We start from the raw sequence: 21,361 nt of genomic DNA on the forward strand, positions 1-21,361 counted from the left end.
TTAAAGTCCTCGCTGATAAGTCGATTCAATGATGGTGTCGATGTCTTCTGGCGCCGCGTCTGTTTTCTGCTGGTTAATGCTGCTTTCTATTTTTAACGACTCAACTAAGGCAGCGAGTTTCGCCTGACCACGATTAGTAAGCTCATTTTCGAAGGGAGCATCGTTAAAAACTCTGATGTTGTACAGGTTGACTCCCATCTCCAAAATTTTCTTTCCGGCATCCATCTTTGAGGCCTTTAATTCTGGCGCATCAGAAGCACTACATGTAAGGGTCAAGGTCTTTAGAGCATACTCACCGTCCTGTTGCGAGAACCTCATGCCTTCGTTGTACAGTTTTTCGAAATTCACATAGTCTTCTCTTCGAATGCAGCCCAATAACGTGTTGTAACCAGAATTGGGTGATTTTGATAAGTCTGTAGTCTGTTCAATGAGTGTAGTGATCAGTCCTGGGTCGACGTTCAAAATGTTGGAAGCACATTGCAATACATTGGGCGCTTCGAACTCTTCACCACTAAACCGCAACAACTCAACCTGTCTGTCTATATCAAGACCTCTCTCTATAAGAGTGCGAAGAGCGCCGTTCAGCATTACAACTTCATCCGGCATCGCTGTGTCATTAAGTTTGTATAGTGAAATCTCCAGAGTGTTGCGTGGCGCTGTCTCATTCGGGTCCGAATTAGCTACATATCTGGCTAGCGACTGAGGTGGAAAGCGTTGGGCTAAATCCAATTGTTTTAACTTTTCTTGACTTTGCATGGCTTGATCCATCAATATGACTTAAAACATACTATATATGCATAATTAAGTTGCAGCAACAAAAGAGGTCGCCATGGCAGCGCAATCTGATGTAGAACAAGTGGATCCGTTTTTCGTACAGCTATTGATAATGGAAGAGCTTTGTCATTCACATTACAAAGGTGACAACGGAGACTTGGATAAGCGAATCGAAAAGTTTTGGAAGCAAATGCGGGGCACGACATATCGTCAACGCGAGTCATCACCAATTTCACTTGTAGGTCCTCCTCAAACGGCGAAAACATTCTGCTTTGAGAAGGCATCTGAGATGTTCGCACGCGGTGTTGGCCTGCAATATGTAAAAAACCCTAGCGACTCTGAGATTGTTGCTCTTTCAGAAAATAAAAAGTTTCCTGAAACATTTGTATACATAAGTCAGGAACTTGCTGGTGAAACATCTGCGCTGACCTCAACAGGCGGCATGCCCACAAAAACTACAATGGAAGGGGACGAGTACACAACTTCTGCGCCAGGGCTTAAGTATTCGGCGATCAAGTATGCTGCGGGAGGTATGCTGTTACTGGATGACTTGGGTAATGCTCTACCCAATGTACGAAATGCGATGCTGCCGATGTTACAGCAGAAGCGTGGCAACTCGATAGATCTTTCTGGCAAGTTCATCGGAACTACTCGTAACCGCGGTAAGTTAGACGGAACCCACACCAGCAAAACGAGTGTGGCCGAAGTGACGCGTGGCTTGCAGCTTGAAGTGAAAACTGGTCCGGACACCTGGCTGGAGCATATTCTCACTCGATATGAGGGGCGGCCTATTGTTGATATTCTGGAAAGTTTCATCATCAACTATGGTGACGAATATTATTACAAAAATCCTGGGCAAACCGGTGATGCTCAGTGGCCGGGAGCTCGGACGCATTCACTTCTTGCTGAGCAACTTTCTGTTGAAGTCGAAGATGCGATGGAATTGATAGAAATGGATATGCCAATTGATGGTGTATTAAAGCGCATTCAGCTACGGGCGAATGGTCAGGTAGGAAAAGAAGCAGGGCCCGTTGTTCATAATCATTATCGGTCATGGATAAGTGGCGCTCTGCCATGTGCACTGTCCCAGATGAAAAATGGTGAGTTTAAGCCAAGCGAAAGAAAGCTATTCGATAAGTTTACCCAGGAAAAAGTGAACACTGTTGATGGAAGTGAGTTTTCTACTAATTACGCAATGGCATTGGCGCGAAGTGCATCTACTATGCTGGTGGGAGAGTTTAAGCAAGGTAAAACGCTTGATGCTAATTCAGCAGACCTCAAGAAAATTCTGAAAAATTTCGTCGATGGCCTGTATAACTATGGTATCCGGGAAGACAAGATCGCCTTGGGCATGACTAAGTTCAAAGACATCTTGATCGGAAGTGTCGATGCGAAAGCAAAGGTAGGCAACGTAAACAAAGATGGCATGACTATCGTTTCTGAAAAGTTTACTGCCATGATGTCTGAAGTAGTCGGGCAAAATCCAATCGCAAGATCCCCTCATCCATCGGTTCCGGATGCATGCCTGTACGACACTACTTTCACGGATGTAATTAGTAACAAAGCAAAAACAGAAAACAGTTTTGAGCACGATGCTGTTGCGAAGAACGCATCGAAATATCGTGAGACTATTGAGCGTCTTCAACAATTGGCAGAAGAAACGCCCTCAGTAGGTCAGTTGAGAGACATCGAGACTGAAGCTGATTCTGGTCCGTCGAAAGAAGAACTGACTAACAATGCGATAGCAGTCGAGTCAGAGTTAGGAGCAATTGAACAGGAGGCTCCACGTCCTGATGACGACACTGCATTAACTGAAGATGACTTGTCTGCTTTAACTGACGCGCTGGATATTCCTGAAGAAGAAAAAGAAGAAGACGATTTCTTGATTACAGATGATGAATTGAGTGCACTGGATAAGGCTTTGAACTAGCTCTCCTCATCAATACTAAATAAGGGAGGCATAGCCTCCCTTATTGCTTTTAATTTTAAAGCTTATATAATGCTCAAAAGATACATAATATGCATTATTGGTGTGAGATATGGCAGAGTCAGCGAAGAGCTTTAAAGTTTTAGATAATCCGCAGAAAAAAAAGTCAGATCTGGCGAAAATTCGCGATGTGACTGAACAGCAGCTCAAGATGCTTGGTTCTACAAGTCCGATAATTTCAGAAGAGATAAGAGCTTCTGTTCGAAAAGATCTACAAGATGCTCTGGTAGCTGTTGTAGATAAATACGGCATGGACGTTCCTTCCATTAATGTCGATAACACCAACACTACCCTAGTGATTAATGTTACAGCTTCATCCGTCAGTCTCAACGGGCTAGACTGCTACCATAGCGCTTACTTATCGAATGCTGACAGTTTGGGGCTCAATGTGGAATGGCTGGGAAAGTCGTTCGTCTACAATGACTCATTCTTCACAGTGAACGGTCTTGATACGAGTCGCATTGATAAACCATATCTTCGTGTCATCCGGATCGTTAACGGTGAGCGTAATAATGCTAAGATGCCCATTAGTGACAAGTTAATTCGTATTGTTGATGAATCTATCCGAGACTTCGATGCAGCTTTTGCGCCTTCCATTAATTAGTTTTCGGTGGTTGAAGCAAAAGTGCCAGCACAAAAAGAACGCAACTGTAGATGATGCTAAAGCAGTGATTGCTTCTCTGTACCGGTTGAACCGAAAAATAGTAAATTCCGCAGAGTCTGATGAAGCTTTGCTCGATAACCTCATGTTTGTTTCCGATGTGCATCAATTTAACAGGTTGGCAACTGCCGTACAAAGTGAAGGTTCCCCTGCATTAAAAGGCGCGTTCAGCCAGTTTCAAAAAAGCTTTGTTTTAGAAAAAACATAATTTCATCTCCTCCACATGAGGGGGTATTAGGTCATAGGTAGATTTACCAGGAGGCGGCATGTCAGAATCTTGTAAGATCACAATTACGGTACCTGGTAGAAAACCAATAACCGCACAAGCTGAAGTTTGTCTTACCCCAAATGGTCTCCCGATTGCTGAAGTTTACTCTGACGAAGACCTATCATTTCATTCGCTTGAAGATGACGAATTCTATGATAGTGACTTCGTAAAAGAGATAATCACCTATGCAATGGTGGAGGGAAGGGTAACGAGCGATTCTTGGCAATCCGGTCTTAACTTTTCCCTGGAGCAGGACATTGTCAATCTTGCGGAGATTCAAGATGATTATGATATGGGATTAACACCATGAAGAGAATTTCATTAGCTTTAGAGCAAGCCTAGAGAAAGCCTCTAGGCTTTTTTTTACATGCTTGGGCGATACTGGTCATTCCCCTGCTGAAAATGCTGTTGTACTTCCGCCAAGCTCATCATTTCAGCATTAGCATCTGTCAAAACTGCACCAAATTTCTTTGTGACGTCGCTTACATTACTAGCATTAATCGTTCTCTGTGGGACTTTTGCGTAGCCTTCGCCGCCGTTTGTAATTACTTTCGGCTCTTTCATGCTGGTTCTCCTAAGAAAGCGTGGCGCACTGGGATCGCTATCCCTGATGTTTGCGCACTGTTAGATGTTTCAAAATTTTCAGGTGCTCGCGCTATTTGAAGGGTTTCAGTCTCTTTCAACTGAGAGACCGTCAACTCAGTACACGGGAGACGAATACCAAAGGTCGTGATTTCGTTGTCGTTGGTTATGCCATAGTTAAAGTCAATGGAGTTGGCAGCATAGTTGATAGAAACGTAGGCCATCTTAACGGTGCTTGCCCATGCATAAATTGAGTCAGAACAATACATCTGAACGTGGTTCTCAATTCTTCTTATCACCCAGCTTCGTTTCTGTGGGCCGGTAACAACAAACATCTGATCTACATTAGAGTCCGCTGGCGCTATAAGCCAATGCCCTTCACCAACACTTTCACACTCCATAATAAATTGTAGAAGCATTGTTCTATCTAATTTTTGATCTAAGTGGTTCATGCTTGTATCATCTTTGTTGAGTTATGCTTATAATATAACTATTGTGAAGCATTTACAAATCAGGTCAGGACTTATGGAACAGCTTGAAGACGTATGGCCGGTCGCGGCTCTATCTATCGATGGAGTGACCTCATTTTCGAGAATGGGGGACACACCTGGCTTGGCAAGTTTTGCTGCGTTTTATGTGAACGGGCTATGCGAAATGTTGCAACTAGACCATTATTTCATCGGCGATGTGTCGAATGATGGGACGTTGGCTGCCGAAGTTAAGGACGACAAAAAGCGAGTTTTGCTTACTCTGATGGCGAGGCACTTAGCTACTAAAGGTGAGCTTTGTGATGGCTTTTTAGATATGACCCCGTTAACTGATGAATGGTTGGCATCTTTAAAAAACTTAGAGCCTGATCAAACGCTATCTCTTTCCGAATCCCCCCGTACGATTATTCACTTCGACGTTCTTTCCAAAATTATCCCAACTGGATTGGAAGGAATTGCAGATGAACTCGTTTATGACAATCCTGCGTTTGATCGTGCTGCGGAGGTCAGTAAGCCGTGAGAAATGTAGTAAATAGCGAAAGTTTTACTCTGGATGATGCGCTTAGTGGTGGTTACCAAAAGGCTGAAACAGTTATGCCTACAAAAGAAACCCCGGTTACAGACGATTCATCGAGGAAGAAAATTTTGGCCGAGGCGATGAAAAACTCAGCCAAAGAAGAACGTGAAGAAGAGGTAGAGTCTCTTTTTGCACAAAGCAGCGACAATAAAAAAATAAATTTGATGTTAACCGCGGCAAAAGTGTGGTCTCCAATGATTTCCGTCATTACCTCACGCTCAGAGGTAAGCATGGAAGACTCGATGGTCGAGTTAACACAAATTGTCCGTTCATCTACAGAGTTGGTGACACATCTGGTCGAGGAAATCAAACACGCCGGATTGCCAATTGAGTCTGAAAAGCACAGGTGGGTCCTGAGACAAATTCTTGCGACAGTTTCTGAAAACTTATCCAATCAATATCGACATGCAAAAAAAATTGATATTGAAACAACGAAAGAGCTTTTCAGTCACATTCTGAGCTCTGTTACTGGGAAGCTTCCCAAAGACCTTAGTAAAGGTAATGAGGGCATGGTTAGTGACCTCATAGCAAGTACCCGGGAAAAAATGAATGAGCTTAGCGGGTTGCTAAGCCTCGGCGAGAAAGATGACTTTAACCCTGAGTCTGAGAGCGCAATAACCTGCAGCATCATGAAAGCCATGCAGCCTGTTGTCACAGAGTTGGAATGGTTCAGCTGGTTTACGGCCCCTGAAGCACATAGTCATAGGTTGGCAGAAATGCTAGTCGGCGGGGCCGGATTTATTTACGAAAAGATAATGGACGGTGAAGGGCTCAATCCGTCAAGGTCGTCAAAGGTGATGGTACTCCAATCAGCGTTGGATAAAGCAGGTCAATCTTTAGCAAGCGCTTATAAGAGACAGGCTTTACTCACTCTTTCAGAAATGAAGGATGGTTACAAAAACGATGGATCAACGGCTAACAAGCGTACTGTAGTAAACCGAGTAAAGCACGCTGGCATCCCCTTCGAAGAGATCAACAAGGATTTCGAGAAATCGCTCGGTTTACATGTCAGCCTCACGAAATCGGGAGCTGAATTCCTCAACACACAACTAGGGGGGCTTGTAGATGGCTCAAAAAAGTCGCAACACAGTGACCGCGGAAGACACCCTTAAGGCAAAGGTCACTGTGAATAAAAGCGGGCGTAGAAAGTTTCTTCGAGGAGCTGGGTATCTTGGACTGGGAGGCGTCGTGGGAGTTGGATCCGCGCCAGCTCAGGCCGGTATGTTCGACTCCCTTCTTTCGGTTATTAAAAAACTCCTTCAGGCAGCGGTCGTTGGCATAGCATTATTTTACGCATGGCGATATTTGGCCAATGTTAGTGAATCAGTTAAATCGTGGCTGGAAAAGCAGTTAGAAAACGATGATAAGAACAATCAGGATGAGATAATTGTACAGGCAAAGTACGCAGACTACGTCAATATGGGGGAGCATGTCATAGCTAATGCAGAGATTATGGCGGACTACGATCCACCAGACGATGCATGTGACATGAAATCAATGGGACGCCTATCCGATGCGTCGACCAAAAGAAGTGTAGAACTGCAATCTAGTCTAGCGCGAGAGATTTCTGAACTACCTGGGAAAAACAGGGAAAAAGTCGGGGGTAAAACGGTCCAGGAAGTAAAGGTAGATGCTTTCACTCGTAGTGCTCGAACTATCATGGCTCAAATGGATGTGCTTATCGGTAGAAAAGGCCTAACTCTTGAAGAGAAAAAAATCGCAATGGATGCTTTGCAATTGCTCACAGGTGTTACATCAGACACTGAGAACCCGGTAAAGCCCGACAGCATGCATTTGCACGCAGTCAAGCATCAAGCAAGAAATGCACTATCGCAACTGGTAAGTCGAAGAATAAAGTCTGAAGATTTTATTGACACATTCATCGGTGCTCAGACCGATGACCAAGCGCGGGCGCTTGCTGAGGAGATAGCTTTCGATGGTCTTTCACATGTAGATATGTTGGTGTATGAGGCCAATCGCTATTCACTTACTCCATGGAACATCGCATCACTATCAGCGAAGCCAAAACCCACACCGCTCTATAAAAAATTGTTAGTTGTGCGAGCTGCGGGAAACGCCTTTCAGGAAGAATATCTGAGATTAAAAAAGCAGAGGCAGAGAATGACTGCGGCTTCATTGGCTGTCACCTCTCGGGAGGTGACTTAATGGCGATTGCAGAGGCGATTGGTACAGCGATTGGCGAAGTTATTGGTATTGTTCAAAAAATGGTTACCGATATGTCTGTTGAGTCAGTCTTGGAGCTGATTACGGGAGACAATACCGATGGCCGAAAAAAGAAACTCTCCTATGTCGACAACGTAAATCAGGCGAAGAAAGCTCTGTATGAAACCAGAATGGGAATGCGCACTCAACCCGTTGATGAGTCATGCTTGAAAATACAGAAAAATATGCGAGTGAACCAGGATGGAATATCTGAATCAGATGCCGTCCGTCGGGCGATAATGACTTACGTTATCGAGCCTGGCGAAGAAAGCCTAAGAACACTGGTTCGCTGGGATGAGATGCGTAGAACTGGTGACAGCCAACTTCCCAGAGATAGTGAAATTGACGGAGTTGATAATTTTGAGAAAGCCAAGGCGGAAATTAATGCCACATTAGGCACGCAATACGATCCGTCCCTGTGCTTTGGCAAGGTTGGTGACGAAACGAGAGCCTGCGAGGCAGGTTTACCTCGCTCTCCAACATCAACGTTGGTATCAGATCAAAGTAGAAAGTTGGTGAAACACGCAAGAATCCAACTTGTGAAAGCGATTTTAGCGGATGATGTTGCGTCTCGTTTTCATAAAGGATCAGTAGAAAGTCGAATGGGGTTGATAAAGGCGCAAATCGAATCACTGTCAGAAGGTGGCCCACTCATGCAAGAAATGAATGCCGGCACTGGAGATGAAACTCCCATACTGAAGGAGCTGGTTGCGAACCAAATGACAACCAATCAGCTTTATATAGAAATGATTTTCGAAGAAGAGCGCCGACTTGCCTTGGCAGCGGTAGATGCGCTTCTCGAAGTAGAACACTCGGAGCAAGCATAATGAGCAAAATTGACAAACCTAATCGTAGACGTTTTTTCCGTTCCTTGTTTACTCGTGCTCGCCATGTTGCAGAAGTCGAATCTACTCCTGAAAGCATTGTATCCAAAGAAAAGTCTAAGGAGAACAAAGGTGAAGAAACTCAAGCGAGTCCGAGCTTAGATCGTAACACTAAAGAATGCGCAGCCAGCAACACTGAAGAAAGCGACACGGAGAAGAAGCAAGGCAAAAACGGTGAGGCAAGTAGTATAGTTTCTGCTTCTGCTATCGCTTTAGCGGGCGTAGCACTAACTGTGCCGAGACCTGCTCATGCTTGGGTGGACGACATTGTAAATGGTATTACTGAAAAGGCTGGCGCAGCTGTTCTTGAGCCACTGAAAAGTATCTTTGGCAACTTAATGGAAGGATTTGGCTTATCGAACATGTTCGGTACCCAAGAGGGGGCAAAAGCACAAGGCCGCTCAACTGATGCAATTAACGAGGTAACAACAACCGTCGAAACCTCTAAAATAGCTCGTGCGACAGAAACGCCGCCGCACATGTGCCATAGCATTACCGAAGTGAAATTCAGAAAGAAAGTAGAACTTGGTGAACAAAAGCGAGCGTCGCGAGCCGTCGCGAACTATGTAAAACAAGCAACGTCATGGGGAAGTGGCCAGTATTCAAAGCTTGTGTTCAACTCAGTAAGAGAGGGGTTAAGTGATCTCACAGGCAACATCTCTGACGAGAAGAAAGTGGAAACTATGTTGAAAGCTAGTCCCATCGTCACAGAGTCATCAGACACTTTATCTCCTTCGGCCAAAAGTGCTGCTATGAATAGTGTGGATGCCATGATAGCTCCTCTCGCAGACCGTATAGGGGAACCAAATCTGAAAGCTCAAGGAAGCGCTGCAACAAAGGCCCTCCATAAAATTGGTCAGCACAACCGTTTAATTTTGGCCAGGCAGACATTTGTTAAAGATATTGAAGAGAGATCTCCAGAATTTGCAGGCACTGCCAGCAGATATGAGGCGAAGAAGTTGGAGATTGCGAGAACACATGGCGGTGGTTCTGAGTGGTATGACGAAGTTATAGGGAAAGGGGATCCGACTCCACTTTTGAAAGATATGTTGCTAATGACAGGGTCTACCAACAGCTTATTGTTTGAGACGCTGCAGGAGACAAAACACGGAAATAAACTTGCTGCATCGCAATTAATCGAAGCTATAGAACGAAATGAGAGGTTAGCGTAATGACGACAGGAACAACACCCGACATATCAATTGAAAATGCCAGTGCTAGCCAGGCTCGTTCTGTGCTTAGTGTAGAGCAAGCTTCTCTATCCTCGTTCGTCCAATTGGATGTTGACCAGGCGGCTTTAAGGAAAATTGATACACTCCGCGGAGGGCCGTTTAAAGATGAGAAGGCGCCGGAACTGGATCCTTTAAGTTGCGATATGCCAGAAGATGAAAGTGTCCGAGCTTCACTTAATAACGAAATTCGTACAAATCAACAAATGCAGGACCGAAATTCAACGCATACCAATATTCTCTCTGCATCATTGGGAAAAATATTCTCATCGAAAAAGGGAATGGCCATGACAAACTTGAGCAAAGTCCACGGTAATAACGTCAAAGCCGTTATGTTCGCCAATGCGCTCAACAATGCAACACAGCGATTTAAATATGCAGATGCACATTTCTCTGCTCAGTTGCAGAAAGCCGGCATTTCGCCATCGAATAGCGATGAAATAAAACGTAAAGCTGAATCAGATTCTAAGTTTAAAGAGTCAATGAAAATGGCGGAAGCAGCACAAGCAGACCTGTATACGCAATTGGCGAAGCCAGAGAATCAACTTGCGCTTAAAGAGTTGCAGGATACCAATATGATCGGAAGGGAGTCCAAAGCAGCTTTGGAAAGAAGTGTTGAAACTGCAGCAGAAACCCTATCAGGCGATAGTACAACCAAAGAGTCCATGGAAAAGCTCTCTGAAAAATTTGGTGCCATAATGGAGTCGTTTCAGGAATTCATTGATGGATTGCTGAACGGATTGAGACCGTCAATGAGGCCTTCTTAATGATCGCGAAGGTTTTCAAATATCTAGCAACACCAGGTTTCTTTCATAAGTCGCCAACTGAAATTAATCCAATAGGGGCCTGGACAGATTTGCTCCAGCGCCACAAAAAGGATAAGGAGAGCCTAAGGTCGGCTAGGGAGGAAGAGGAAGGCGTAAAATTTGAAAATGTGACACTAAAGCGCGCAAAAGGTCTTTATAAGGCAGAGATTGAGCGCTTGAATATATCTACGACGCAACAAAGAGCCAGATACCACCAGCACGTTGTACGAGGGACTTTGATGCTGTTATTTGGACTGGCTTTGGTTTCTCTCCCTATCATTGGTTTGTTTAGAGATTTTGGTATCCGTGTCCCCCTGGTAAGCTTATTTTTGCCGACATTTTCTTATCCCGTCTTGATTACTATGGTACCTACGTCAGGAGTATTGCTTCTGATTATGTTTTGGCACTATTACATGGCGAAAATGATTAGACTGAAGCAAAGATTCCCGTTCATGCTTTATATCCGTTCTGGCCGGTGGCTACCAACACGTAGTGAGGTATTGAAGTGAGTCAACAATCAGCTCTAGCGTTCACCATCTTATTTGTATTAGTGATGTTAGGCTTCATTTTCTATCAACATCCAGTCCTTGTTACCGCGCCATGGGCGGCCGCAAAACATGCTTATGTATGGTCGCTTGACGGGATAGGTAATATTTTTGGTGCCGATACGCCTAATCTTAGTTACGTAAACAGGTATCTATCACAGACTTCTTACGCCGACGTGCCAGTCACCTCACTAGCGAAGATAGAGGACCGTCTTTACTATTACGGCTCTTGGATTTTTGTACTTTTTCTTGTTGGAATGGGGCTGCACCTATTTTCTGACAAGAAAAAGTATACTCAAGCGCACACATTTGAATCGCTCTTGGAGCAGGAAACAACCTATTGGCGGTTCAATCGATACTTAATCAATAACGACCCGTTCAAAGACTCAAAAGATGTAAGGAAAGGGAAATTCAGACAGGCAGAGCTTCCCTATGAGTATTTGGAAAATAGACACTTACTTAGTAAGACAGAGGGGGCACCCGAAAAAATTAAGCGTGAGGCGGCAAAAAAAGTATTTAAACCGCATTTGGGTTCCCTCATTACGGGGATAGAAAGCTTTAGTGAGACGGAGCGAATAATGCTGGCAATATTTCTCTCTGTCGTTTATCCGGAGAGAGGAAATATTGGTTCTGAAAGCGCGAAAGGCGCACCAGTAAAAGGTAAGTACATTCCAGAGAAGATGACGCGTGACTATGCGATTAGAGGATTGTCCGGAGACGTTTCATATTACCTGAACGGTGAGATGGACAAGAGTGTTTATCTTAACCAGGTAAACGAAATTATTAGCCTCTGCTGGGATTGTCCCTATGTCCACAGGCTACTTAAGCGGCATGCATATACCTCTACGTTTCTTCGTGGAATGCTGATAGACGTCAAAAGAAAGGGAACTTTCCAACCTGGTTATTACACCTGGTTAAAAATGCTTGATCGCAATCTTTGGTTTGTATTACACAGCACTGGCGTTCCGGGCAATAGTCCGGAATTTGCAAAAAAAGAAAACTCTCCTGGTACCAATATGGAAGTGGCATTAGCAGTTAGACACTATACGTGTGAGCGCATTGAATGCAGAGCGGTTCCAGAGCCGGCTTACAGCTTATTATTCGATGATATCGACAACTTCTTAGAAAAACGTTTTGAATCACTGTCGGAGTTTTGATGGGGGGTAACAAATTGAACCTTACACCTGGTGAGGCCGAGAAGCGAAACAGTAGAGTGAGGTTAGTTGCTGAGTCGACTCTTTCACGACAAAAAATAGCTGAAATCATGCTTAAATATCCCATGAAGAAAAGTCGTCTGGCCAAGCCTCCACCGAGAGGACTTTAGTCAGTTGCGGAAAGCCAAGCTCGCTGATATGATGCATAAATAATATCATTTTTGCAGGATTGCGGATGAGTGAGTTTGAATACCAGCAACGTAAGAACAATAAAATACGGGATGCAATTCTTCTAAGAGATCAAATTTACGCAGAGTGCCCGTCTCTTGAGAATGCAGTTCGGATGAATGAAGAAAAGCGAAGGCAGGACAGGGAACTGGACCGCCTTCGAGAGGAAGTTGCAAATAGCACTAAAGAAGTCGCCTTCCACCGTCACACTTCATTTAATTCGAAGAAGCAACAGCGACTGTCGGAGTTGTTAGACACAACTGCAGAGCCAGAGAACTATACCGAGAATAGCTTCTACCAGAACGCAACGGCAGAAATCAACGCAGCAGCGATGCATGAGTTCTTAAAGCACATCGAGAAGTTTTCGGAATCTATGCGACATGGTAGAAACTTAGGTCTCTCTGTCGGTGTGGAAGCGTTCAGTTTCAATCTTGATGAATGGTACGACGCCATTGTTTCAGACAGAAATAACGCTGTCTTATATGCACGGCTACTAAGCACGAATGACGCTTTCCTTCGAAAATACCAGGAACCTTACCTGATTCTTGATTATCTGGTCCGAACCCCAGAGGATCCCGGCTTAGTCCAGTCTCTTACAGAGCACCTTTCCAAGGCTATTGATGGTAATGATTTGGAATTGTGGCGCAGAGAGCGCTCGATAACAATTCTCGACTCGATCATGAGAACAGAGAAACGCGATGGTAATTTGAGAATTACGGGGATGAAATCTGCTACACCAGAGCAATTGATTACAAACATCCCAGACTTTACTTTAAAGTCTGCGATATATCTGCAAAGAGGAACCGGTGCAATGCACAGTTCCTATGCGACTAGCCCGTTTGGACTGAATTCAACGTTAGGTATAAAGCCAGAGTTCGATGGATCGCTCTCCGGACAGGTAGAAGCTGTTATGAATATCTCTCAGGAAGTGTTGAGCTCCTTGGAGAGAAATCATGTGAGGGAGTTAACCAGATGAGTATGGCAGAACGCTTTAACAGTCTCTGTGAAGAGCTGGGTTTTGAGAAACTACGGTACCACTCTTCAGGTGATCTGAAGGAAAAGCACGTTTCATATATCGAAGGCTACATCGAGTACCTTGAAGACTATCAACGTGATCTGTTTTCTGCCATCAGAAAGTCCAAAGAAAGTGAAGCAAACACTACGGCGGGATTTGAACAGACTGCTCAACAACTTAAAAGTCACATCTCAAACCTTAAAGCAGAAATTGAAGAGTTGGTCAGTCGTCCTAAACCAAGATTGAGTGAGTGTTTAAAGCGTATCCAGCATATTGAAAGCAATGCCGGCTCAAATGGCGCTGATGCAAGTGAGCTGCAATTTACGTTCGAGCATCATCTTGATGTCGCGAGCAGATACTTCAACCAGGTTTATGCTGGGGAATACGATGTAAATCACTTGATTACCTCTCCTAATTACATGGATGAACTGATACTCAATGACGATGACGCCGTCTATCTTAGAGGGTTTATCTTCCTTGTCGCGCAAGGTGCTTTCGAGCAGGAAACTCAGCCACAGATTCTAATGGATTATGTGAAGAACCGACCATGGTTGCCTGATGAGGAAAGGCTGAAAATCTTTAGCAGAGCGAACTTCCTTCATACTAATGCTCATATGCATCACCGCTTTGAAACATATGTGGCGTGGATTAACCAAGCAAAAGAAAACGAGCACTTCATCGACCCCATGTCCAATGGCCATCATATGACATATTTGCAGTTTCCAAATGACGACTTCAATGCACAACTCATTCGCAAACACAAGCAAGACGTTTCTGGCCGTGCATATACTGATGAGGAAGCTGCACGCTATTGTACGTCCCTTAAAAGCAAGCCTCTCCTCACTGCAGACTTCAGTGCTAGATCACTTCTTAGAATAACGGATGCATTTATAAAGAATCAGTCTCAAGGTAACAGAGTGCACACTCAAGACCTTCTCACAGACTATAGTGTACTTCTTGATCTGCATGAAGATGCAGCTCTGGCTGCAAATGTGCCGCTTAGAAGGTGAAGTGCTTACTTAAAAGCAAGTTGGTGGATCACCGTCTGCTTATTCAAATCTGAAGAGTAGTATTGGCGGTTGTTTCTGCGTGAACGCTTCCTATTGGAACTATTTTTAATTGCGTTGCACTAATAATATGGAGGTTATATAAAATTTCGACGTATTGAAAAATTTATCCTCACCACGTATCGACCATGGAGTTTGCCCGTGAAACTTGATCTTAAATACAGAAACTTTAGATTAAGAGTTTCATTAGCTTGAATGGGCCCCGTTTTATCCGGGGCCCATTCAAGCTAATACATGCCAAAAGCCTCCTTGAAGAGGCTTTTCTTTTGCCCAAACGTTTCCTATGCTGCCGGTTTTGGTATAGTGAACGTGACTATGAAATGCGAAGCCCTGGCGCTATCGCACGACTGAAGAAAACCGGCGCTTTCGAGCTGCCGACAACACGAACCCAAAAGGGCAACACTATTGTCCTGGCGGGGCGGTGGTTTGCCCTTTTTTTATAAGAGAGGAAACCACTATGAATAGTAAATCATGTAACAAGGATGAAAGTATGGAAAGTGCTATATCTATCCATGAGTTTGACGAATTAGTTAAGGTTCTGAGGCTTTATTCAATTAACGGATCTATTATTGAATCGGGCGAAGACCTCCATTTCATGGCTAATAAGCCAAACCTTGAAAAGATACTTTCTACCAGTGAAGCGTTAGCAAAGGCTTGCAGAGAACGTTTGGAAATTATGATTAACGAGTGAAACTAAACCCCGCTCCAGGGGTTTTTTTATTGTCAGAACGTTTCCCATTCATCACTGTCTAATCGTGTTCATTCAAGGTCTTCAAACCCTAATAATTGCTATCTGCTAAATAGAACGGCACAATAAACGCAATATTACCTATAAAAATGCGTTTCAATGGAAGGTAGACCTATTACAAATGCTGAACTCTGGGAGCAGCTAATTCCTAGAAATTGCGGCAGGCAGAGTGAGCTTAGGCACAGAAACAAATTACTCATTCTCTTAGCTACCTTAACTGGTTTAAGAGAAATTGAACTGACGTTGATCACGAACCGGCTCTTCATCACGCCAGAGGGGCAGTTAAACGAAGTTGTTGTTTTGCCTGAGTCGATTACCCGAGACGGCTACGAACGTCCCATTGTCCTAAGTCACCCCGAACTTAAAAGGGCTTTTGAGTGCTATTTTGAATGGCTTATACAGCACAAAATAAATAGCTATCCGCATAAACATTACTATGGCTTAGACCCTAATGCAGCATTACTTATTGCTGATAACTTTAAGCCGTTCACAACTCAAAGCCGGGGGAGTGCAATTAGCCCCTTTGCCCTGAACAAGAAACTTGATTCATTAATTAGCGATGCTGGGCTTTGGAATAAGGGGGTAAGACGAATTTCACTTGTGCGAACATGCGTTATTGAAATGTACCGCAATGGGGCAAGTACGACTGATATAATGATCATTACGGGCTTTAGTGAAGAGTCGATAAAGCAAATCCTGACAATGGACTATATGCAGCTAAGTCCAATCTATGATTGGTTTGAACAGCGAGCAGATCGCAAGCAAAAGCGACTTGATAGCTTTAAAAAAAGAAGAAAATTTATGTTATGACGAAGAAGTTTAAATTCATCAATAACCAGTCAAAGAAAGAATTTCTTGCGTTGCCGGATGTCATTCAAAAGCGCTTTGCGAACGATCTAAATGCTATTTGTCAGGATAAAGAGCCGTTCAGTAAATTTAAGCATTTGAAAGACAGCGTAGGGATTGGTGCTGTGGAGCTGATTGAAAATGGCAGGCCAGCTTACCGAACTGTTTACGTTGCTAAGTTCGCTGATACAGTGTTCATACTTCACTCATTCACCAAGACTACCAACGGCGTTGACCGGAAGGCTATGGATACTGCCAAAAAACGTTACAAACTGATGATGAGAGAAATTAAGAGTTAATATATCAATACTTGTATAAATATCAGTGTTGATATAAACTGTTGGTAGTTAACCAAAGAGGTCTAATCATGGCATTAGAATACAGCAATATTTTTGACGCCATCACGGAAGATGCTGCAGAAGCGTCAGAGTTACAAACTCGCTCTGACCTCATGATTGCCATTCGAGACATAGTGAATGCTAAGGGGTGGGATCAGAAGCAAGCTGCGGCGGCAATGGGTATCACTCAGCCAAGAGTAAGCGACCTTGTAAATGGCCGGATAGAGAAATTTTCTATCGATAAGTTGATGACCTGCCTATACAAAATAGGATTTCGCTTCAAACCCCATTATGAAAATGAGCAACTTACTATGGATGTTCAGATGGTTTCTGATACCCAGCGCTCGAGTGCGATGGTCTAAATTATTCATAAAGGAATCATACGTTTTGGAAATAAAAGCGATTGCTTCACCAAAGGTTGACGGCGAGTATTCGGTAAGCCTTGATAATCTAATTGTTGTCACTGGGTATTCACTTGAAGAGGCAAATGCCTTAGTTGAAAAGCTTAAATCTGATAAGAAGATGGCAGAACGGATGAGGGCTAAGAGGTTAGCTAAAATATCTTATGCTGAAGATCCTTTTTTTTCGCGGTAACTGATAGCTTTTAAACAATTATTAAATAACAGTCATTGAAAAAAGATGGAAATTAATACTTCTTTATCATCCAGCCAAGCTAAGTTCGCAACTTGGATTGAAGAACAGATACCTTATCTATGGCCTCTATTTGACTTTAATAAAGCAGAGATTATTTCTGGAAGTGTCTAGAAATTCTGTTCTGTTGCATCAAGTGGTGAGCAAATAATGGTAAAATTTGCTGCGTGGGTATGGTGCGGCAATAATCAATTTAATTTTGACTTCACCGACGCTGCCGCTCACTTGGATGAAAAGCAGATGAACGTTGTCACTGACTGGCTGAAAAGCCCGTTTTGACCTTAATTAACGATATTGGAATTACAATGACAGGGCTGATATCTGAAATTATCGAACATGCTTCAGATTCTAACTTTGAGGTTTCTGCATTATTGCGGAAAGCTATCCCCCTGTGTCAGGATAGTTGTCGCCTCAGTTTTTCATAGTATTAGACAGGGTGCGGAAGTTAGGCATGAGTGAGACATTATCCAGAAGAACATAAAAAGGCAGTGGTTAGTAAGTTGATTGAAAGCGGTTTATCATTACGCCAGTTTGCGCAAAGAGAAGGTATTAGCCTGTCTACGTTGTATGGTTGGCGGGACAAGTATACAGAGGCCGATTTCAGTTTGACGAAAAGTAATACGCCAGAGAATTGGACCGCAGAGCAGAAGTTTTCTGCGGTGATAGAGACTGCTGCCATGTCGGAAGTTGAGGTAAGTGAATACTGCCGGAAAAAGGGCCTTTTCCCGGAGCAAATCCAGCAATGGAAACAAAGTTGCATCTCCGGTAATCAATCCGAGGCGGATAAACGTAAACAGCAGGCCCAGGAACGCAAAGCGGATAAGAAGCGCATTAAAGAGCTGGAAAAAGAGCTAAAACGCAAAGACGCAGCTTTAGCCGAAACTGCTGCGCTACTGGTGCTCAGAAAAAAGTTAAATGCCTACTGGGGGGAAGACGAGGACAATTAACCACGTTCTCAGATAGGCAATACTATGTTTCACTGGTTGACGAAGCCGTTAGCTCGGGTGCCAGAAAACACAAAGCCTGTGACATCATCGGCTTATCCCTGCGCACGTTACAACGCTGGCGTGATGCGGATGGGATTCGAGCAGATAAACGCCCGGAGGCGGTCAGGCCGACACCTGCTAATAAACTAACTGAGGTAGAACAACAAGCCATTTTGGATATCTGCAATGAAGAGCGGTTTGCCAGTTTACCGCCCAGTCAGATTGTGCCCATGTTGGCCGATGAGGGAGTTTATCTGGGTTCGGAATCCAGCTTTTACCGTATATTGAAAGCCAATAATCAGCTTAGCCACAGAGGCAAAGCAAAACCCAAAGGTACACTGGCAAAACCTGATGGATTTACGGCTACGGGACCCTGTGAAGTGTGGACCTGGGATATATCGTACTGCCCCTCTACAGTTATTGGTCGGTTCTTTTATCTGTACATGATAATGGATATTTTTAGCCGTAAAGTTGTGGGATGGGAAGTGTATGATTGCGAGTCTGGTGAGCATGCCGCTAACCTATTAGAACGCACGCTATGGTCTGAGAAATGCGTGAATGAAGAGATAATCTTACATTCTGATAATGGCAGTCCGATGAAGAGCCTGACCATGCAAGCTAAGATGATTGAAATGGGCGTTATCGGCTCACGTAGCCGACCCGGTGTCAGTAATGACAACCCTTACTCAGAATCTCTGTTCCGCACAGTCAAATACTGCCATAGATGGCCGAGTGAAGGCTTTAAGTCGCTGGAGGAAGCGCGAGCCTGGGTGCGAGATTTTGTCCGCTGGTATAACACCGAACATCGCCATAGCCGCATAAGATTCGTTACCCCAGAGCAGCGACACAAAGGTGAAGACCAACAGATACTGGCAAAGCGCACTGAGTTATATGCCGAGGCAAAAGTGAGAAATCCAAGTCGTTGGTCTGGTGAAACCAGAAACTGGGATAAGATCGGAAGCGTAGAGCTAAATCCGGAGAATAAAAAAGAAGCAGCTTAACAGCTCAGGCGACAACTACCTTGAAAAACGCCGCTATTGTGGCCTCCAGTCGTCTTCAAATTCTCGAAATGAGAGATTGGATGAAAAGGGAGCTAGACGGGTATAGTGAGAATGACGAAATTCCAGCTTATCGAGAACTTACTGGGCAGCCGTTTTATTTCAACCCTTACAACGGATGGCAACCTATAATTTTCGAATCTACCCGAGAAGCAGAAATATTCTCCAAGAGAACAATTAAGCAATCTGTAAGTGAGTTAGATGCATTGGTTGAAGGCCACAAACATGATAATAGTCTCGGGAGTCCATTCAGTGGCGAAGCGTTAAAAAGAATCTGTAGGGGAATAGGTTTTTCAACTAACGCAAGACTGAATATTTCTGTTACCGAAATCATTCGTGTGCTCTCTACGGTTAGAAATGAAGTGCTAAATTGGGCGCTGAATTTAGAGGAAAATGGGGTGTTAGGAGAAGGTATGCAGTTTAGTGACAGAGAAAAAGATATTGCTAAAGATAGCTCCATAACCAACAACTACATAAACAATCATTTTGGAAGTGTTAGTAACTCTCCTATTCAACAAGGGACGACGCAATCTACGCAAACAAATTCTTACAGTGATAGCTCGGATAAATTAGTAGAGATAATTTGTGAAATTCGAAGAGCCAAACCTGATTGGCCTCTTTCAGAAGAAGATAGCGAACAGCTGGATGTAAGTGTTGAAACACTTGAAGCTCAAACCAAGTCCAGTCAGCCAAATTCTATCATTGTAAACGAATCTCTTAAGTCTGCACGAAGTGTCATAGAAGGCATTGCAGGGAGTGTGGCCGCTACGCAACTTACAACTATGATTTCAACATTATTGCCTTGATGGGAAACAATTATGGATGAACAGTTAGAACTACTATCAAAATATTCTGGTAACTCCAAGCAGGAAATTGAGGTTGCCTTCAAAGATAAGCCAGAGCTCCTGAGCGCATCCGTTTTAGGAGTAAATATCTTTGAAGAATTGCAAAGTCAGATCAATAAGCACCAAGTTTTAAAAGAGTTAATTGCTTACATAGATAGTAATTTCTCTGTTGGTGAGCGGTTAGCCCCTGAAAGAGAGGTTGCCGATATCCTAGGTTATGAGCGCTCTACTATTCGTGAATACTATCCTCACTTGAAGCTTTTCGGATACCTAGATATTCAACACGGTAAACCGACTGTCTATAAACGCTCATTTGAACCGCAAATAGTCAAATTGGTGAGGTAGGAAACATGATGGTTTTTAAAAGTAGTTATTCATGGGTGTTTCTAATACTGACTGTATTGAGCTAATGGGTAGGATTATCAGGGTTATTAGACAATGAACCTGATATTTTCGGACTTCGGGACTCTCTAGCTTGGGTGGTTATTTTGGCCGGTGCTTTTTCCTCTTACCAGTTCATAAGTTTAACGTTCAGAATCAAAAACAAGTGATAGGAAATAATCATGAGTAGAGAGCTGTTCATTAATTTCATGCGGAGTAAGAGGGTGGAACCAACAGAAAAGGATGTTAAACATTTTGAGCGTATGGCTGAGTCCTTTATGGAGCCAGCAATAGAGCAGTTAGAAGAGCAACTAGATAAAGCCAATAGCCTCCTCTCTGAACTAAGAGAGCACGGGGATTTCGGTTCACATTGGGATAAAAAAATCACTGAACTATTGGTGGTTAAAGATTAATTGGAATAACGATGCATCATGAGAACACTCATAGAAACAGTTAATACCCTTCAGCAATGCTGCTACGCATTAAGATGTACCTCTTTGATTGAACATGAAGCAGATAGTGCAATTGAGTACAACGATGATGATGCGAACTGGGATTTGATGATTACCGCAGGGCGCGAAAGTAAACAAATAATTCAAACGTTACTTTTCCAGCGAGACGAACTTATTCTAGCCATTAACCGATGTTTGAATGAATCAAACACATCACCGTTAGTAGAACTAATCCCCGAAAGCAATAATTTACACTCCATTGATGTTTTACATCAGGATTTACTCCCCCCTTGCGCAGTAAAGTTTCACAGTATTCAGACTCCAAATACTGTCGAAGATTTATGCACGGAACTGGACACATCTTTGGTTTATCTTCTTTCTCGTGACTATGGAGAGATGAAAAATCCGATAGTTGAGGAAGAAAAGTGCGAAGTCTGGACTGTAACGGGTAACCCTGCACTGTGGCCTCTATTTATTGATTTAGATGGCACCTGTTTCGCGGTGGAAATAAGAAAAGTGGGTAGCCATTATGTATTTTTCGCTGAATGCAGTGAAAAGTAAAATCCAA

The 21,361-nt window shown here is 43.5% G+C and carries 28 protein-coding genes; 25 read left to right on the plus strand and 3 right to left on the minus strand.

Annotated features, from left to right (window positions below; translation table 11 throughout):
• Positions 1-756 carry a hypothetical protein gene (locus JKP77_RS03680; protein WP_218309874.1) on the minus strand — a complete coding sequence of 252 codons (756 nt, stop codon included), beginning with the start codon at positions 754-756 and terminating at the stop codon, positions 1-3.
• A gap of 73 nt (positions 757-829) precedes the next feature.
• Here JKP77_RS03680 and JKP77_RS03685 point away from each other — a divergent pair, with 73 nt between their 5' ends.
• From JKP77_RS03685 to JKP77_RS03700, 4 genes are all read left to right on the plus strand, one after another.
• A complete protein-coding gene (locus JKP77_RS03685; protein WP_218309875.1) occupies positions 830-2,704 on the plus strand; it encodes a hypothetical protein in 1,875 nt (624 codons plus the stop codon).
• A 109-nt stretch (positions 2,705-2,813) separates the two neighbouring features.
• Positions 2,814-3,365, plus strand: coding sequence for a hypothetical protein (locus JKP77_RS03690; protein ID WP_218309876.1), 552 nt, complete (start codon positions 2,814-2,816; stop codon positions 3,363-3,365).
• Positions 3,337-3,630 (plus strand): hypothetical protein, encoded by a 294-nt coding sequence (locus JKP77_RS03695; RefSeq protein ID WP_218309877.1) that lies wholly within the window; start codon positions 3,337-3,339, stop codon positions 3,628-3,630. The genes JKP77_RS03690 and JKP77_RS03695 overlap by 29 nt, the downstream gene beginning before the upstream one ends.
• A gap of 58 nt (positions 3,631-3,688) precedes the next feature.
• A complete protein-coding gene (locus JKP77_RS03700) occupies positions 3,689-4,000 on the plus strand; it encodes a hypothetical protein (RefSeq protein WP_218309878.1) in 312 nt (103 codons plus the stop codon).
• Between the two features lie 53 nt (positions 4,001-4,053).
• Here the strand turns inward: JKP77_RS03700 and JKP77_RS03705 are convergent, their stop codons facing one another.
• Positions 4,054-4,254: a hypothetical protein gene (locus JKP77_RS03705; protein WP_218309879.1), complete on the minus strand. Its 201-nt coding sequence runs from the start codon at positions 4,252-4,254 to the stop codon at positions 4,054-4,056.
• Positions 4,251-4,724, minus strand: coding sequence for a hypothetical protein (locus JKP77_RS03710; RefSeq protein ID WP_218309880.1), 474 nt, complete (start codon positions 4,722-4,724; stop codon positions 4,251-4,253). Before JKP77_RS03710 ends, JKP77_RS03705 begins: the two co-directional genes overlap by 4 nt.
• 73 nt (positions 4,725-4,797) lie before the next feature.
• Here JKP77_RS03710 and JKP77_RS03715 point away from each other — a divergent pair, with 73 nt between their 5' ends.
• From JKP77_RS03715 to JKP77_RS03815, 21 genes are all read left to right on the plus strand, one after another.
• The gene (locus tag JKP77_RS03715; RefSeq protein WP_218309881.1) at positions 4,798-5,280 is read left to right on the plus strand and encodes a hypothetical protein; all 483 of its coding nucleotides are present in this window, start codon (positions 4,798-4,800) and stop codon (positions 5,278-5,280) included.
• Positions 5,277-6,449, plus strand: a complete 1,173-nt coding sequence (locus JKP77_RS03720) for a hypothetical protein (protein ID WP_218309882.1) — start codon at positions 5,277-5,279, stop codon at positions 6,447-6,449. The genes JKP77_RS03715 and JKP77_RS03720 overlap by 4 nt, the downstream gene beginning before the upstream one ends.
• Complete coding sequence (locus JKP77_RS03725) at positions 6,403-7,503, plus strand: hypothetical protein (protein WP_218309883.1); 1,101 nt, start codon at positions 6,403-6,405, stop codon at positions 7,501-7,503. The genes JKP77_RS03720 and JKP77_RS03725 overlap by 47 nt, the downstream gene beginning before the upstream one ends.
• Positions 7,503-8,387, plus strand: a complete 885-nt coding sequence (locus JKP77_RS03730) for a hypothetical protein (RefSeq protein WP_218309884.1) — start codon at positions 7,503-7,505, stop codon at positions 8,385-8,387. The genes JKP77_RS03725 and JKP77_RS03730 overlap by 1 nt, the downstream gene beginning before the upstream one ends.
• The gene (locus tag JKP77_RS03735) at positions 8,387-9,616 is read left to right on the plus strand and encodes a hypothetical protein (protein WP_218309885.1); all 1,230 of its coding nucleotides are present in this window, start codon (positions 8,387-8,389) and stop codon (positions 9,614-9,616) included. The genes JKP77_RS03730 and JKP77_RS03735 overlap by 1 nt, the downstream gene beginning before the upstream one ends.
• Positions 9,616-10,440 carry a hypothetical protein gene (locus JKP77_RS03740; protein WP_218309886.1) on the plus strand — a complete coding sequence of 275 codons (825 nt, stop codon included), beginning with the start codon at positions 9,616-9,618 and terminating at the stop codon, positions 10,438-10,440. Before JKP77_RS03735 ends, JKP77_RS03740 begins: the two co-directional genes overlap by 1 nt.
• Positions 10,440-10,988 carry a hypothetical protein gene (locus tag JKP77_RS03745; RefSeq protein WP_218309887.1) on the plus strand — a complete coding sequence of 183 codons (549 nt, stop codon included), beginning with the start codon at positions 10,440-10,442 and terminating at the stop codon, positions 10,986-10,988. Before JKP77_RS03740 ends, JKP77_RS03745 begins: the two co-directional genes overlap by 1 nt.
• Positions 10,985-12,181: a secretion/conjugation apparatus DotM-related subunit gene (locus JKP77_RS03750; protein WP_218309888.1), complete on the plus strand. Its 1,197-nt coding sequence runs from the start codon at positions 10,985-10,987 to the stop codon at positions 12,179-12,181. The genes JKP77_RS03745 and JKP77_RS03750 overlap by 4 nt, the downstream gene beginning before the upstream one ends.
• A 232-nt stretch (positions 12,182-12,413) precedes the next feature.
• A complete protein-coding gene (locus tag JKP77_RS03755) occupies positions 12,414-13,382 on the plus strand; it encodes a hypothetical protein (RefSeq protein ID WP_218309889.1) in 969 nt (322 codons plus the stop codon).
• Positions 13,379-14,431: a hypothetical protein gene (locus tag JKP77_RS03760; RefSeq protein WP_218309890.1), complete on the plus strand. Its 1,053-nt coding sequence runs from the start codon at positions 13,379-13,381 to the stop codon at positions 14,429-14,431. The genes JKP77_RS03755 and JKP77_RS03760 overlap by 4 nt, the downstream gene beginning before the upstream one ends.
• A 514-nt stretch (positions 14,432-14,945) precedes the next feature.
• Positions 14,946-15,179 (plus strand): hypothetical protein, encoded by a 234-nt coding sequence (locus JKP77_RS03765; protein ID WP_218309891.1) that lies wholly within the window; start codon positions 14,946-14,948, stop codon positions 15,177-15,179.
• A gap of 156 nt (positions 15,180-15,335) precedes the next feature.
• Complete coding sequence (locus JKP77_RS03770; RefSeq protein ID WP_218309892.1) at positions 15,336-16,046, plus strand: site-specific integrase; 711 nt, start codon at positions 15,336-15,338, stop codon at positions 16,044-16,046.
• Positions 16,043-16,381 (plus strand): type II toxin-antitoxin system RelE/ParE family toxin, encoded by a 339-nt coding sequence (locus JKP77_RS03775; protein ID WP_218309893.1) that lies wholly within the window; start codon positions 16,043-16,045, stop codon positions 16,379-16,381. The genes JKP77_RS03770 and JKP77_RS03775 overlap by 4 nt, the downstream gene beginning before the upstream one ends.
• Positions 16,382-16,449: 68 nt before the next feature.
• The gene (locus JKP77_RS03780; protein WP_218309894.1) at positions 16,450-16,782 is read left to right on the plus strand and encodes a helix-turn-helix domain-containing protein; all 333 of its coding nucleotides are present in this window, start codon (positions 16,450-16,452) and stop codon (positions 16,780-16,782) included.
• Positions 16,783-16,807: 25 nt separating this feature from the next.
• Positions 16,808-17,014: a hypothetical protein gene (locus JKP77_RS03785; protein ID WP_218309895.1), complete on the plus strand. Its 207-nt coding sequence runs from the start codon at positions 16,808-16,810 to the stop codon at positions 17,012-17,014.
• A gap of 207 nt (positions 17,015-17,221) precedes the next feature.
• Complete coding sequence (locus tag JKP77_RS22515; RefSeq protein ID WP_274608618.1) at positions 17,222-17,350, plus strand: hypothetical protein; 129 nt, start codon at positions 17,222-17,224, stop codon at positions 17,348-17,350.
• Between the two features lie 176 nt (positions 17,351-17,526).
• A protein-coding gene (locus tag JKP77_RS03795; RefSeq protein WP_415859615.1) for an IS3 family transposase occupies positions 17,527-19,058 on the plus strand; the annotation gives its coding sequence in 2 pieces (ribosomal slippage) (positions 17,527-17,989 and positions 17,989-19,058; 1,533 coding nt in all).
• Positions 19,059-19,078: 20 nt separating this feature from the next.
• Positions 19,079-19,921 carry an AbiTii domain-containing protein gene (locus JKP77_RS03800; protein WP_218309896.1) on the plus strand — a complete coding sequence of 281 codons (843 nt, stop codon included), beginning with the start codon at positions 19,079-19,081 and terminating at the stop codon, positions 19,919-19,921.
• Positions 19,922-19,933: 12 nt separating this feature from the next.
• On the plus strand, positions 19,934-20,305 hold the full coding sequence (locus JKP77_RS03805; protein ID WP_218309897.1) for a GntR family transcriptional regulator: 372 nt from the start codon (positions 19,934-19,936) through the stop codon (positions 20,303-20,305).
• A gap of 218 nt (positions 20,306-20,523) precedes the next feature.
• On the plus strand, positions 20,524-20,754 hold the full coding sequence (locus tag JKP77_RS03810) for a hypothetical protein (protein ID WP_218309898.1): 231 nt from the start codon (positions 20,524-20,526) through the stop codon (positions 20,752-20,754).
• 18 nt (positions 20,755-20,772) lie between these two features.
• The gene (locus tag JKP77_RS03815) at positions 20,773-21,354 is read left to right on the plus strand and encodes a hypothetical protein (protein WP_218309899.1); all 582 of its coding nucleotides are present in this window, start codon (positions 20,773-20,775) and stop codon (positions 21,352-21,354) included.
• Positions 21,355-21,361: the final 7 nt, after the last annotated feature.

The sequence above is a fragment of the Alteromonas antoniana genome (assembly GCF_019249295.1).
Lineage (GTDB): Bacteria > Pseudomonadota > Gammaproteobacteria > Enterobacterales > Alteromonadaceae > Alteromonas > Alteromonas antoniana.

Bases quoted from the DNA above. Each gene is read 5' to 3' on its own strand.
- JKP77_RS03735 (WP_218309885.1), top strand. From the start codon at position 8,387: ATGAGCAAAATTGACAAACCTAATCGTAGACGTTTTTTCCGTTCCTTG.
- JKP77_RS03760 (WP_218309890.1), top strand. From the start codon at position 13,379: ATGAGTATGGCAGAACGCTTTAACAGTCTCTGTGAAGAGCTGGGTTTT.
- JKP77_RS03705 (WP_218309879.1), bottom strand. From the start codon at position 4,254: ATGAAAGAGCCGAAAGTAATTACAAACGGCGGCGAAGGCTACGCAAAA.
- JKP77_RS03755 (WP_218309889.1), top strand. From the start codon at position 12,414: ATGAGTGAGTTTGAATACCAGCAACGTAAGAACAATAAAATACGGGAT.
- JKP77_RS03715 (WP_218309881.1), top strand. From the start codon at position 4,798: ATGGAACAGCTTGAAGACGTATGGCCGGTCGCGGCTCTATCTATCGAT.
- JKP77_RS03765 (WP_218309891.1), top strand. From the start codon at position 14,946: ATGAATAGTAAATCATGTAACAAGGATGAAAGTATGGAAAGTGCTATA.
- JKP77_RS03685 (WP_218309875.1), top strand. From the start codon at position 830: ATGGCAGCGCAATCTGATGTAGAACAAGTGGATCCGTTTTTCGTACAG.
- JKP77_RS03690 (WP_218309876.1), top strand. From the start codon at position 2,814: ATGGCAGAGTCAGCGAAGAGCTTTAAAGTTTTAGATAATCCGCAGAAA.
- JKP77_RS03745 (WP_218309887.1), top strand. From the start codon at position 10,440: ATGATCGCGAAGGTTTTCAAATATCTAGCAACACCAGGTTTCTTTCAT.
- JKP77_RS03780 (WP_218309894.1), top strand. From the start codon at position 16,450: ATGGCATTAGAATACAGCAATATTTTTGACGCCATCACGGAAGATGCT.
- JKP77_RS03805 (WP_218309897.1), top strand. From the start codon at position 19,934: ATGGATGAACAGTTAGAACTACTATCAAAATATTCTGGTAACTCCAAG.
- JKP77_RS03695 (WP_218309877.1), top strand. From the start codon at position 3,337: ATGCAGCTTTTGCGCCTTCCATTAATTAGTTTTCGGTGGTTGAAGCAA.
- JKP77_RS22515 (WP_274608618.1), top strand. From the start codon at position 17,222: ATGGTAAAATTTGCTGCGTGGGTATGGTGCGGCAATAATCAATTTAAT.
- JKP77_RS03700 (WP_218309878.1), top strand. From the start codon at position 3,689: ATGTCAGAATCTTGTAAGATCACAATTACGGTACCTGGTAGAAAACCA.
- JKP77_RS03710 (WP_218309880.1), bottom strand. From the start codon at position 4,724: ATGAACCACTTAGATCAAAAATTAGATAGAACAATGCTTCTACAATTT.
- JKP77_RS03680 (WP_218309874.1), bottom strand. From the start codon at position 756: ATGCAAAGTCAAGAAAAGTTAAAACAATTGGATTTAGCCCAACGCTTT.
- JKP77_RS03810 (WP_218309898.1), top strand. From the start codon at position 20,524: ATGAGTAGAGAGCTGTTCATTAATTTCATGCGGAGTAAGAGGGTGGAA.
- JKP77_RS03725 (WP_218309883.1), top strand. From the start codon at position 6,403: ATGGCTCAAAAAAGTCGCAACACAGTGACCGCGGAAGACACCCTTAAG.
- JKP77_RS03815 (WP_218309899.1), top strand. From the start codon at position 20,773: ATGAGAACACTCATAGAAACAGTTAATACCCTTCAGCAATGCTGCTAC.
- JKP77_RS03730 (WP_218309884.1), top strand. From the start codon at position 7,503: ATGGCGATTGCAGAGGCGATTGGTACAGCGATTGGCGAAGTTATTGGT.
- JKP77_RS03775 (WP_218309893.1), top strand. From the start codon at position 16,043: ATGACGAAGAAGTTTAAATTCATCAATAACCAGTCAAAGAAAGAATTT.
- JKP77_RS03770 (WP_218309892.1), top strand. From the start codon at position 15,336: ATGGAAGGTAGACCTATTACAAATGCTGAACTCTGGGAGCAGCTAATT.
- JKP77_RS03740 (WP_218309886.1), top strand. From the start codon at position 9,616: ATGACGACAGGAACAACACCCGACATATCAATTGAAAATGCCAGTGCT.